Raw genomic sequence first — 12,519 nt, forward strand, 5'->3', positions numbered from 1 at the left:
ATGGGACTCGAAGAAAAGCTGCCGAGCGGATTCCTGCTCACGACCGTCGAGCAGGCCGCGGGCTGGGTGCGCAAGTCGTCCGTCTTCCCGGCCACCTTCGGCCTGGCCTGCTGCGCCATCGAGATGATGACCACCGGCGCCGGCCGTTACGACCTCGCCCGCTTCGGCATGGAGGTCTTCCGCGGCTCGCCGCGCCAGGCCGACCTGATGATCGTCGCCGGCCGGGTGAGCCAGAAGATGGCGCCCGTCCTGCGGCAGGTCTACGACCAGATGCCTCACCCGAAGTGGGTGATCTCCATGGGCGTCTGCGCCTCCTCGGGCGGCATGTTCAACAACTACGCGATCGTCCAGGGCGTCGACCACATCGTCCCGGTCGACATCTACCTCCCCGGCTGCCCGCCCCGGCCCGAGATGCTCATGGACGCGATCCTCAAGCTGCACCAGAAGATCCAGTCCTCCAAGCTGGGCGTGAACGCCGAGGAAGCGGCCCGCGAGGCGGAGCAGGCGGCGCTCAAGGCACTGCCCACGATCGAGATGAAGGGGCTGCTGCGGTGAGCGACGCGAACGGCACCCACGGTGCGGACGGGCCGGACGGGGTGAACCCCGAGAAGGACCTCTCCGCCTCCAACCTGCCCGGCCAGCGCGGCCAGGGCGGCGAGGAGATCCGCGTCCAGCGCGGCATGTTCGGCGCGGACAACGGCGGCGACACCTCCGGCTACGGCGGCCTGGTCCGCTCGGTCCGACTCCCGGGACCGGCGACCCGCCCCTACGGCGGCTGGTTCGACGAGGTCGCCGACGAACTCGAAGGCGCCCTGGAGGAGCAGGGACTCCTGCCCGGCAACGCGATCGAGAAGACGGTCGTCGACCGCGACGAACTGACCTTCCACATCGAACGCGAGCACCTGGTCCGCGTCGCCCGCGTCCTGCGCGACGACCCGGCGCTGCGCTTCGAGCTGTGCACCGGGGTCAGCGGCGTCCACTACCCGAACGACAAGGGCCGGGAACTGCACGCCGTCTACCACCTGCGCTCGATCACCCACAACCGGCTGATCCGCCTGGAGGTCAGCGCCCCCGACAGCGACCCGCGCATCCCGTCCCTGGTCTCCGTCTACCCCACCAACGACTGGCACGAGCGCGAGACCTACGACTTCTTCGGGATCGTCTTCGACGGCCACCCGGCCCTGACCCGGATCATGATGCCGGACGACTGGCAGGGCCACCCGCAGCGCAAGGACTACCCCCTCGGCGGCATCCCCGTCGAGTACAAGGGCGCCCAGATCCCGGCTCCGGACCAGCGGAGGTCGTACTCGTGAGCACGCAGTCAGCTTCCGCCGCGTCGGCCGCGTCCGCACGCGAGACCACCGAGGGCACCGTCTACACGGTCACCGGTGGCGACTGGGACGAGATCGTCCAGTCCGCGGCCCGCGCCGACGACGAACGCATCGTCGTCAACATGGGTCCGCAGCACCCGTCCACCCATGGAGTGCTCCGGCTGATCCTGGAGATCGACGGCGAGACGGTCACCGAGGCCCGCTGCGGCATCGGCTACCTGCACACCGGCATCGAGAAGAACCTCGAATACCGCACGTGGACGCAGGGCACCACCTTCGTCACGCGCATGGACTACCTGACGTCCTTCTTCAACGAGACCGCCTACTGTCTCGCCGTCGAGAAACTCCTCGGCGTCGAGGACCAGATCACCGACCGCGCCACGGTCATCCGGGTGCTCCTGATGGAGCTGAACCGGCTCTCCTCCCACCTGGTGTGCATCGCCACCGGCGGCATGGAGCTGGGCGCCACCACGATCATGATCTACGGCTTCCGTGATCGTGAAATGATTCTCGACCTCTACGAACTGATCACGGGCCTGCGCATGAACCACGCGTACATCCGGCCCGGCGGACTCGCCCAGGACCTGCCGCCCGGCGCGGTGGACCAGATCCGCGAGTTCGTGAAGAAGATGAAGAAGAACCTCCCGGAGTACGACAAGCTGGCCACCGGGAACCCCATCTTCAAGGCCCGTATGCAGGACGTCGGCTACCTCGACCTGGCCGGCTGCATGGCCCTCGGCGCCACCGGCCCGATCCTGCGCTCCACCGGCCTCCCGCACGACCTGCGCAAGGCCCAGCCGTACTGCGGCTACGAGACGTACGACTTCGACATCCCGACCGCCGACACCTGCGACGCCTACGGCCGCTTCCTCATCCGCCTGGAGGAGATGCGCCAGTCGCTCAGGATCGTCGAGCAGTGCCTGGACCGGCTCCAGCCCGGCCCGGTCATGGTCGCCGACAAGAAGATCGCCTGGCCCGCCCAGCTCGCCCTGGGCCCGGACGGGCTCGGCAACTCCCTCGACCACATCAAGAAGATCATGGGCACCTCCATGGAGGCCCTGATCCACCACTTCAAGCTGGTCACCGAGGGCTTCCGCGTCCCGCCGGGACAGACGTACGCGGCCGTCGAGTCGCCCAAGGGCGAACTCGGCGTGCACGCCGTCTCCGACGGCGGCACCCGCCCCTACCGGGTCCACTTCCGCGACCCGTCCTTCACCAATCTGCAGGCCATGGCGGCGATGTGCGAGGGCGGCCAGGTCGCCGACGTCATCGTCGCCGTCGCGTCCATCGACCCCGTGATGGGAGGCGTCGACCGGTGACCACCTCTTCCTCCGAGCGGGGCGTCAGCCTGGGCATGCCCGAACTGCCCGCACCCGGCTACCCGGACGACGTCCGGGCCCGGCTGGAGGCGGACGCCCGCGAGCTGATCGCGCGCTACCCCGACTCCCGGTCCGCCCTGCTGCCGCTGCTCCACCTCGTGCAGTCCGAGGAGGGCCACGTCACCCGCACCGGCATGCGGTTCTGCGCGGACCTGCTGGACCTGACCACGGCCGAGGTCACCGCGGTCGCCACCTTCTACACCATGTACCGGCGCAAGCCCTCCGGGGACTACCAGGTCGGCGTGTGCACCAACACGCTGTGCGCGGTGATGGGCGGCGACGCGATCTTCGAGACCCTCCAGGAGCACCTGGGCGTCGGCAACGGCGAGACCACCGACGACGGCCTGGTCACCCTGGAGCACATCGAGTGCAACGCGGCCTGCGACTACGCGCCGGTCGTGATGGTCAACTGGGAGTTCTTCGACAACCAGACCCCGGCGAGCGCCAGGAGCCTGGTGGACGACCTGCGCGCGGGCCGGCCCGTGCAGCCCACGCGCGGAGCGCGGCTGTGCACCTTCAAGGAGACCGCGCGGATGCTGGCCGGCTTCCCCGACGAGCGGCCCGGGGCCGTCGAGGAGGGCGGCAGCGCGGGACCCGCGTCGCTGGCCGGCCTCCGCCTGGCCAAGGGAGAGACCGCGTCCGCCCGCGTGGTCCATCCGCGCGGGGGACCGCAGCAGGAGCCGCAGGACCGGACGGTGCACGAACCGTCGCCGGCCGAGCACCTCAGCTCCCACGACGCGCCGCAGGACACGTCGGCCTCCGACCCCGCCCACCCGTCATCCGCCGCCGACCGGGACGGAGGGACCGCGCCCCGCGGCTCGCACCCGTCCGGTCCCACCGCCGAGGAGGGGGAGTGATGACCGTGGTATCCGAGGTCAGGGACCCGAGCCCGGAGAAGCTGCTCGCGCCCGTGCTGTCGGCCTTCTGGGACGAGGACCGGTCCTGGAGCCTGGACGTCTACCGGAGGCACGACGGGTACGAGGGGCTCCGCAAGGCCCTCGCCATGTCACCGGACGACCTGATCGCCTACGTCAAGGAATCCGGGCTGCGCGGCCGCGGCGGCGCGGGCTTCCCGACCGGGATGAAGTGGCAGTTCATCCCCCAGGGCGACGGGAAACCGCACTACCTGGTGGTCAACGCCGACGAGTCGGAGCCCGGGACGTGCAAGGACATCCCGCTGCTCTACGCGAATCCGCACAGCCTCATCGAGGGCATCGTGATCGCCTGCTACGCCATCAGGTCCTCGCACGCCTTCATCTACCTGCGCGGCGAGGTCGTCCCCGTCCTGCGGCGGCTGCACGAGGCCGTGCGCGAGGCCTACGCGGCGGGCTACCTCGGCGAGAACATCCTCGGCAGCGGACTGGACCTCCAGCTCACCGTGCACGCGGGCGCCGGCGCGTACATCTGCGGTGAGGAGACCGCACTGCTCGACTCGCTCGAAGGCCGCCGCGGCCAGCCGCGGCTGCGTCCCCCCTTCCCCGCCGTGGAGGGCCTCTACGCCTGCCCCACCGTGGTGAACAACGTCGAGTCGATCGCGTCGGTTCCCGCGATCCTGCACCACGGCAAGGAGTGGTTCAGGTCGATGGGCAGCGAGAAGTCCCCGGGCTTCACGCTCTACTCGCTCAGCGGCCACGTCGCGAGCCCCGGCCAGTACGAGGCACCGCTCGGCGTCACCCTGCGCCAGCTCCTCGACATGAGCGGCGGCATGCGCCCCGGCCACCGGCTGAAGTTCTGGACGCCGGGCGGCTCCTCGACACCGATGTTCACCGACGAGCACCTCGACGTCCCCCTCGACTACGAGGGCGTCGGCGCGGCCGGCTCCATGCTCGGCACCAAGGCCCTGCAGTGCTTCGACGAGACGACCTGCGTCGTACGGGCCGTGACCCGCTGGACCGAGTTCTACGCCCACGAGTCCTGCGGCAAGTGCACGCCCTGCCGCGAGGGGACGTACTGGCTCGTGCAGTTGCTGCGGGACATCGAGGCCGGCAAGGGCGCCAGGTCCGACCTGGACAAGCTGGCCGACATCGCCGACAACATCAACGGCAAGTCCTTCTGCGCCCTCGGCGACGGCGCCGCGTCCCCGATCTTCTCCTCGCTGAAGTACTTCCGCGAGGAGTACGAGCAGCACATCACGGGCCGGGGCTGCCCCTTCGACCCGGCCAAGTCGACGGCCTGGGCGGACCGCCCGGAGGTGAACGCATGACCGTGACCACCAACGCTCCCGCCGGCGGCGGGGAGGCGGCGGTCCCGCCGGAGGACCTCGTCACGCTGACCATCGACGGCATCGAGGTCAGCGTGCCCAAGGGCACCCTGGTCATCCGGGCCGCCGAACAGCTCGGCATCGAGATCCCCCGCTTCTGCGACCACCCCCTCCTGGACCCGGCCGGCGCCTGCCGGCAGTGCATCGTCGAGGTCGAGGGCCAGCGCAAGCCGATGGCGTCCTGCACGATCACCTGCACGGACGGCATGGTCGTCAAGACCCACCTGACCTCGCCGGTCGCCGAGAAGGCCCAGCACGGCGTGATGGAGCTGCTGCTCATCAACCACCCGCTGGACTGCCCGGTCTGCGACAAGGGCGGCGAGTGCCCGCTGCAGAACCAGGCCATGTCCCACGGCAACGCCGAGTCCCGCTTCGAGGGCCGCAAACGGACGTACGAGAAGCCCGTCCCGATCTCCACGCAGGTGCTCCTCGACCGCGAACGGTGCGTGCTGTGCGCCCGCTGCACCCGCTTCTCCCAGCAGATCGCCGGCGACCCCATGATCGAGCTGGTCGAGCGGGGCGCGCTCCAGCAGGTCGGCACCGGCGAGGGCGACCCGTTCGAGTCGTACTTCTCCGGCAACACCATCCAGATCTGCCCGGTCGGCGCGCTCACCTCGGCCGCGTACCGCTTCCGCTCCCGCCCGTTCGACCTCGTCTCCTCGCCGTCGGTGTGCGAGCACTGCTCCGGCGGCTGCGCCACCCGCACCGACCACCGGCGCGGCAAGGTCATGCGCCGGCTCGCCGCCTCCGACCCCGAGGTCAACGAGGAGTGGATCTGCGACAAGGGGCGCTTCGCGTTCCGGTACGCGCAGACCCGGGACCGCCTGGAGACGCCGCTGGTCCGGAACGCCGACGGCGTCCTGGAGCCCGCCTCCTGGCCCGAGGCGCTCCAGGCGGCGGCGCGCGGCCTGACCGCCGCCCGCTCCCGCGCCGCCGTCCTCACCGGCGGCCGGCTGACCGTCGAGGACGCCTACGCGTACACGAAGTTCGCGCGGGTGGCGCTCGACACCAACGACATCGACTTCCGCGCCCGCGTGCACAGCGGCGAGGAGGCCGACTTCCTGGCCTCCCGGGTGGCCGGCCACGGCCGCGACCTCGACGGCAGCGGTGTCACATACACCTCCCTGGAGAAGGCGCCCGCCGTCCTGCTGGTCGGCTTCGAGTCCGAGGAGGAGGCCCCCGGCGTCTTCCTGCGGTTGCGCAAGGCCTGGCGCAAGCACAGGCAGCGGGTGTTCGCGGTGGCCACGCACGCCACCCGGGGCCTGGAGAAGGCGGGCGGCACGCTGCTGCCGGCCGCTCCCGGCACCGAGACGGAGTGGCTGGAGGCCCTAGCGAGCGGCCTCGGCCTGGAGGAGCCCGGCACGCTGGCCGCCGAGGCCCTGCGCGCCGACGGCGCCGTCATCGTCGTGGGCGAGCGGCTGGCCGGCGTCCCGGGCGGCCTCACCGCCGCCGCGCGCGCCGCCACCGCGACCGGCGCCGGCCTGGTGTGGATCCCCCGGCGGGCCGGTGAGCGCGGCGCCGTCGAGGCGGGCGCGCTGCCCTCGCTGCTGCCGGGGGGCCGCCCGGCGACCGACCCGCGCGCGCGGGCGGAGGTCGCCGCGGTCTGGGGCCTGGCGGAGCTGCCGGCGGGCTACGGCCGCGACACCGGGCAGATCGTCGAGGCCGCGGCCGCGGGCGAACTGTCCGCGCTGGTGGTCGCCGGGGTGGAGGTCGCCGACCTGCCCGACCCGGCACGCGCGCGTGCGGCCCTGGAGAACGTCGGCTTCCTGGTCTCGCTGGAGCTGCGGCCCAGCGAGGTCACGGAACACGCCGATGTCGTCCTGCCGGTCGCGGCGGTCGCCGAGAAGGCGGGCTCCTTCCTCAACTGGGAGGGCCGGGTCCGCTTCTTCGAGGCCGCGCTCAAGCCCGACCAGATGACCCGCCGGCTCGCCCCGGCCGACACGCGCGTGCTCCACATGCTCGCCGACGCCATGGACGTCCACCTGGGCCTGCCGGACCTGCGCACCACCCGCGCGGAGATCGACCGGCTCGGCCCCTGGGACGGCCCCCGCGCCGCCGAGCCGGTGGAGACCGCGGGCGCGCTGCCCCGCCCCGCCGCCGGCGAGGCCGTACTCGCCGGGCACCGCCTCCTGCTCGACCGGGGCGTCCTCCAGCAGGGCGACGAGGCGCTGGCCGGCACCCGGCACGCCGCCCGCGCGCGCCTGTCCCCGGCGACGGCCGCCGAGGCCGGTGTCGCGGCGGGCGCCGTCCTGGCCGTCACCGGTCCGGCCGGCACCGTCGCCCTGCCGCTGGAGATCACCGAGATGCCCGACCGGGTGGTCTGGCTCCCGCTGAACTCCACGGGCGCCGGCGTCGCCTCCGACACCGGGGCGCGGCCCGGCTCCCTCGTCCGCATCGGCCCGGCGGCGGTCGCCGACCCGGCCCCCAAGGAGGTGGAGGCATGAGCGCGTACCTCGCCGCTGAAGACCTCTCGATGTTCGGCCGCGACCCGTGGTGGCTGGTCGTCGTCAAGGCGGTGTTCTGCTTCGCCTTCCTGATGGTGACCGTGCTGTTCTCCATCGTCTGGGAACGCAAGGTCGTCGCCTGGATGCAGCTGCGCATCGGCCCCAACCGGCACGGCCCCTGGGGCATGCTCCAGTCGCTGGCCGACGGCGTGAAACTGATGCTCAAGGAAGACCTCGTCGTCAAACGCGCGGACAAGGTGGTGTACGTCCTCGCGCCGGTCGTCGCGGCCATCCCGGCCTTCATGGCGATCGCGGTGATCCCGTTCGGACCGGCCGGCAACGAGATCTCGGTCTTCGGCCACCGCACCACCATGCAGCTCACCGACCTGCCGATCGCGATGCTCTACATCCTCGCGGTCGCCTCGGTCGGCATCTACGGCATCGTGCTGGCCGGCTGGAGTTCCGGCTCCACCTACCCGCTCCTCGGCGGTCTGCGCTCCTGCGCGCAGATGATCTCCTACGAGATCGCCATGGGCGCCGCGTTCGCCTCGGTGTTCCTGTACTCGGGGTCGATGTCGACGTCCACGATCGTGGAACAGCAGCACGACCGCTGGTACATCCTGCTGCTGCCGGTCTCCTTCATCCTGTACATCGTCACGATGGTCGGCGAGACCAACCGCGCCCCCTTCGACATGCCGGAGTCCGAGGGCGACCTGGTCGGCGGCTTCAACACCGAGTACTCGTCGATCAAGTTCGCGATGTTCATGCTCGCCGAGTACGTCAACATGGTGACGGTCTCGGCCGTCTCGGCCACCCTGTTCCTCGGCGGCTGGCGCGCGCCCTGGCCCGTCAGCGGCTTCTGGGAGGGCGCCAACCACGGCTGGTGGCCGCTGCTCTGGTTCGTCGTCAAGGTCCAGTTGCTGCTGTTCTTCTTCATCTGGCTGCGCGGCACGCTCCCGCGGGTCCGCTACGACCAGTTGATGAAGCTGGGCTGGAAGGTCCTCATCCCGGTCTCCGTGACCTGGCTGATGCTGGTCGCCACCGTCCGCGCCCTGCGCAACGAGAACTACGACTTCGCCGACATCGCCCTCTACGTCGGCGGCGGTGTCCTCGCCCTGCTGCTCGTCTCCTTCGTCGCCGACATGTTCCGCGAGAAGGGCAGGACGGCCGCGCGGCCCGCCGCCGAGCAGCCGTCCTTCGACCCGATGGCGGGCGGTTTCCCGGTCCCGCCGCTGCCCGGACAGGAACTGCCGCCGGTGCCGAGGCGCCGCCCGCGCCGGGAGCGGGAACTGATTGTCAGTGGCGGACCGGACACTGTCAGTGACGGAACTTCGGATGGAAAGGAGGCGTCCGATGGCTGAGGAGCCTCAGGAGTCCGGGCAGTCCAAGCCCGGCTTCCAGAACCCCGTGGCCGGCTTCGGCGTGACCTTCAAGGCCATGTTCAAGAAGCGGCTGACCGAGCAGTACCCGGAGCAGGAGAAGACCACGGCTCCGCGGTTCCACGGACGGCACCAGCTCAACCGCCATCCGGACGGCCTGGAGAAGTGCGTCGGCTGCGAGCTGTGCGCCTGGGCCTGCCCCGCCGACGCGATCTATGTGGAGGGCGCCGACAACACCGACGAGGAGCGCTACTCGCCGGGCGAGCGGTACGGCCGCGTCTACCAGATCAACTACGCCCGCTGCATCCTGTGCGGACTGTGCATCGAGGCGTGCCCCACCCGCGCGCTGACGATGACGAACGAGTTCGAGCTGGCCGACTCCAGCCGCGCCAACCTCATCTACACCAAGGAGCAGTTGCTCGCCGGTCTCGACGAGGGCATGGTCGACACCCCGCACGCGATCTTCCCGGGGACGGACGAGCAGGACTACTACCGCGGTGTGGTCACCCACGCCGCGCCCGGCACCGTCCAGCAGACCGCCGTGTCCAAGGGCGAGGCCCCGCAGGAGGCCGCCGCCACCGCCGGCCCGGACGAGCCGGCCGCGGAGCAGGTGATCGGCCGATGAGCGCGCAGCACCTCGCCGCCTACGCCACCTCCACCGGCGAGGCCTTCCAGTTCTGGGTCCTCGGCACGGTCGCGGTGATCGGCGCCCTGTGCACCGTCTTCATGAAGCGGGCCGTGCACAGCGCGCTCTGCCTCGCCGGCACCATGATCGTCCTGGCGGTCTTCTACCTGGCGAACGGCGCCTACTTCCTCGGCGTCGTGCAGATCGTCGTCTACACCGGCGCGATCATGATGCTGTTCCTGTTCGTGGTGATGCTCGTCGGCGTCACGGCCGCGGACTCCCTGAAGGAGACCATCAAGGGCCAGCGCTGGCTGGCCCTGCTGTGCGGGCTCGGCTTCGGCGTGCTGCTGTTCGCCGGGATCGCCAACGCCTCCCTGAAGCAGTTCAACGGCACCGGCCAGGCGAACGCGAACGGCAATGTGGAGGGCCTGGCGTCCCTCATCTTCACCAAGTACGTCTTCGCCTTCGAGATCACCGGCGCGCTGCTCATCACGGCCGCCGTCGGCGCCATGGTGCTCACCCACCGCGAGCGCACGGAGCGCGCCAGGACCCAGCGCGAGCTGTCCGAGCAGCGCATCCGCGAGGGCACGTACATCCCGCCGCTTCCCGCCCCCGGCGTCTACGCCCGGCACAACGCGGTGGACATCGCGGGCCTGCTGCCCGACGGCACCCCGTCCGAGCTGACCGTCAGCAAGACGCTGCGCGAGCGCGGCCAGATCCGGGACGTGTCCATGCAGGCGCTGGGCGACCTGCGGGCGCTGGAGCAGCGCGCGCAGGAGCGCCTGGAGCGCGGTCCCACCCCGCCGGAGACGTTCAAGCGGCCCGAGGAGGCGTCGAAGTGAACCCGGTCAACTACCTCTACCTCGCCGCCCTGCTGTTCACGATCGGCGCGACCGGCGTCCTCATCCGGCGCAACGCCATCGTCGTCTTCATGTGCGTCGAGCTGATGCTGAACGCCTGCAACCTCGCGTTCGTCACCTTCTCCCGGATGCACGGCAACCTCGACGGCCAGATCATCGCCTTCTTCACGATGGTCGTCGCCGCCGCGGAGGTCGTGGTGGGCCTGGCGATCATCGTGTCGCTGTTCCGCACCCGCCACTCGGCCTCGGTCGACGACGCCAGCCTGATGAAGCTGTAAGGGGTCGGAAGAATCGTGGAGAACCTGATCGCGCTGCTCATCGCGGCGCCCCTGCTCGGAGCGGCCGTCCTGCTGACCGGCGGCCGGCGCCTGGACCGGGCCGGCCACTGGATCGGCACGCTGCTGTCGACCGCCTCCTTCGTGTGCGGCCTGATCCTCTTCGCCGACCTGCTCGGCCGGGGCGCCGAACACCGCACCCTGGTCAAGCACCTGTTCAGCTGGGTCCCGGTGGCCGGCTTCCAGGCGGATGTCACCTTCCGCCTCGACCAGCTGTCCATGACGTTCGTCCTGCTCATCACGGGCGTCGGCTCCCTGATCCACCTGTACTCGGTCGGGTACATGGCGCACGACGAGCGGCGCCGCCGCTTCTTCGGCTACCTGAACCTGTTCCTCGCGGCGATGCTGCTGCTCGTCCTCGCCGACAACTACCTGCTGCTCTACGTCGGCTGGGAGGGCGTCGGTCTCGCCTCGTACCTGCTGATCGGCTTCTGGCAGCACAAGCCCAGCGCCGCCACGGCCGCGAAGAAGGCGTTCCTGGTCAACCGGGTCGGCGACATGGGCCTGTCGATCGCGATCATGCTGATGTTCACCACCTTCGGCAGCTTCGCCTTCGGCCCGGTCCTCACGCACACCGGTGACGCCTCCGAGGGCAGGCTCACCGCGATCGGCCTGATGCTGCTGCTCGCCGCCTGCGGCAAGTCCGCCCAGGTGCCGCTGCAGTCCTGGCTCGGCGACGCCATGGAGGGCCCGACCCCGGTCTCGGCCCTGATCCACGCGGCGACGATGGTGACCGCGGGCGTCTATCTGATCGTCCGCTCCGGCGCCCTGTTCGACGCGGCGCCCGACGCCCAGCTCGCCGTCACCGTCGTCGGCGCGGTCACGCTGCTGTTCGGTGCGATCGTCGGCTGCGCCAAGGACGACATCAAGAAGGCGCTGGCCGGCTCCACCATGTCGCAGATCGGCTACATGGTCCTCGCGGCCGGCCTCGGACCGATCGGCTACGTCTTCGCGATCATGCACCTGGTGACGCACGGCTTCTTCAAGGCGGGGCTGTTCCTCGGCGCCGGCTCCGTGATGCACGGCATGAACGACGAGGTGGACATGCGCCGCTACGGCGGCCTGCGCAGGTACATGCCGGTCACGTTCGTCACGTTCGGCCTCGGCTACCTCGCCATCATCGGCTTCCCGGGCCTGTCCGGCTTCTTCTCCAAGGACAAGATCATCGAGGCGGCGTTCGCCAAGGGCGGCACCGAGGGCTGGATCCTCGGCGGCGCGGCCCTGCTGGGCGCGGCCCTCACCGCCTTCTACATGACGCGCGTGATGCTGATGACGTTCTTCGGAGAGGCGCGCTGGAAGAACCAGCCCACGCGCTCCCCGGAGGCGCCGAGCGCCGAGCCCGCCGCCGAGACCCGCGGCGAGCACACCGAACCGCACCCGCACGAGTCCCCGAAGGTCATGACGATCCCGATGATCGTGCTGGCCGTCGGCTCGGTCTTCGGCGGTGCGTTCTTCAGCATCGGCGACCGCTTCCTGCACTGGCTGGAGCCGGTCACCGGGCACAGCGAGGGCGACTCCCCGCTCGGCGCGGCGACCGTCACCGGTGCGACCATGGTCTGCCTCGTCCTCGGCGTGGCCGTCGCCTGGGCCCAGTACGGCCGCAAGCCCGTCCCGGCCGTCGCCCCGCGCGGCTCGCTGCTCACCCGGGCCGCCCGCCGCGACCTGCTCCAGGACGACTTCAACCACGTGGTCCTGGTGCGCGGCGGCGAGCACCTGACGCGCTCGCTGGTGTATGTCGACCACACCCTGGTCGACGGCGTCGTCAACGGCACGGCGGCCGGCTTCGGCGGCCTGTCCGGACGACTGCGCCGGCTCCAGAACGGCTTCGCCCGCTCCTACGCGGTCTCGATGTTCGGCGGTGCGGCACTCCTCGTCGCCGCGACCCTGCTGATGAGGGCGGTCTGAT

General features: G+C 70.8%; 11 protein-coding genes. All 11 read left to right on the forward strand.

Translation table 11 applies throughout. The features are described 5' to 3' along the window. Genes ACH4OA_RS19330 through nuoL form a run of 11 tightly spaced genes read left to right on the forward strand, consistent with a single transcriptional unit; the run spans position 1 to position 12,518 of the window. The gene (locus ACH4OA_RS19330) at positions 1 to 555 is read left to right on the forward strand and encodes an NADH-quinone oxidoreductase subunit B family protein (protein ID WP_365873926.1); all 555 of its coding nucleotides are present in this window, start codon (positions 1 to 3) and stop codon (positions 553 to 555) included. Continuing rightward, the gene (locus ACH4OA_RS19335; protein WP_397969909.1) at positions 552 to 1,313 is read left to right on the forward strand and encodes an NADH-quinone oxidoreductase subunit C; all 762 of its coding nucleotides are present in this window, start codon (positions 552 to 554) and stop codon (positions 1,311 to 1,313) included. Before ACH4OA_RS19330 ends, ACH4OA_RS19335 begins: the two co-directional genes overlap by 4 nt. Further along, the gene (locus tag ACH4OA_RS19340) at positions 1,310 to 2,650 is read left to right on the forward strand and encodes an NADH-quinone oxidoreductase subunit D (protein WP_397969910.1); all 1,341 of its coding nucleotides are present in this window, start codon (positions 1,310 to 1,312) and stop codon (positions 2,648 to 2,650) included. The genes ACH4OA_RS19335 and ACH4OA_RS19340 overlap by 4 nt, the downstream gene beginning before the upstream one ends. Then, the gene (gene nuoE / locus ACH4OA_RS19345; protein WP_397969912.1) at positions 2,647 to 3,567 is read left to right on the forward strand and encodes an NADH-quinone oxidoreductase subunit NuoE; all 921 of its coding nucleotides are present in this window, start codon (positions 2,647 to 2,649) and stop codon (positions 3,565 to 3,567) included. Before ACH4OA_RS19340 ends, nuoE begins: the two co-directional genes overlap by 4 nt. Then, positions 3,564 to 4,913 (forward strand): NADH-quinone oxidoreductase subunit NuoF, encoded by a 1,350-nt coding sequence (nuoF, locus tag ACH4OA_RS19350; protein WP_365873918.1) that lies wholly within the window; start codon positions 3,564 to 3,566, stop codon positions 4,911 to 4,913. The genes nuoE and nuoF overlap by 4 nt, the downstream gene beginning before the upstream one ends. After that, the gene (locus ACH4OA_RS19355; RefSeq protein ID WP_397938401.1) at positions 4,910 to 7,414 is read left to right on the forward strand and encodes an NADH-quinone oxidoreductase subunit G; all 2,505 of its coding nucleotides are present in this window, start codon (positions 4,910 to 4,912) and stop codon (positions 7,412 to 7,414) included. The genes nuoF and ACH4OA_RS19355 overlap by 4 nt, the downstream gene beginning before the upstream one ends. Continuing rightward, positions 7,411 to 8,775: an NADH-quinone oxidoreductase subunit NuoH gene (gene nuoH, locus ACH4OA_RS19360; RefSeq protein WP_397969914.1), complete on the forward strand. Its 1,365-nt coding sequence runs from the start codon at positions 7,411 to 7,413 to the stop codon at positions 8,773 to 8,775. The genes ACH4OA_RS19355 and nuoH overlap by 4 nt, the downstream gene beginning before the upstream one ends. Continuing rightward, positions 8,768 to 9,418, forward strand: a complete 651-nt coding sequence (gene nuoI / locus ACH4OA_RS19365) for an NADH-quinone oxidoreductase subunit NuoI (protein ID WP_397969916.1) — start codon at positions 8,768 to 8,770, stop codon at positions 9,416 to 9,418. Before nuoH ends, nuoI begins: the two co-directional genes overlap by 8 nt. Then, entirely contained in the window at positions 9,415 to 10,260 is an 846-nt protein-coding gene (locus ACH4OA_RS19370; protein WP_397946759.1) for an NADH-quinone oxidoreductase subunit J, read from the forward strand. Before nuoI ends, ACH4OA_RS19370 begins: the two co-directional genes overlap by 4 nt. After that, the gene (gene nuoK, locus ACH4OA_RS19375; protein ID WP_030742982.1) at positions 10,257 to 10,556 is read left to right on the forward strand and encodes an NADH-quinone oxidoreductase subunit NuoK; all 300 of its coding nucleotides are present in this window, start codon (positions 10,257 to 10,259) and stop codon (positions 10,554 to 10,556) included. The genes ACH4OA_RS19370 and nuoK overlap by 4 nt, the downstream gene beginning before the upstream one ends. A 15-nt stretch (positions 10,557 to 10,571) precedes the next feature. Then, positions 10,572 to 12,518 (forward strand): NADH-quinone oxidoreductase subunit L, encoded by a 1,947-nt coding sequence (nuoL, locus tag ACH4OA_RS19380; RefSeq protein ID WP_397938397.1) that lies wholly within the window; start codon positions 10,572 to 10,574, stop codon positions 12,516 to 12,518. The last annotated feature ends 1 nt before the right edge of the window (position 12,519 follow it).

The sequence above is a fragment of the Streptomyces sp. NPDC017095 genome, assembly GCF_044332325.1.
Taxonomy (GTDB): Bacteria; Actinomycetota; Actinomycetes; order Streptomycetales; family Streptomycetaceae; genus Streptomyces.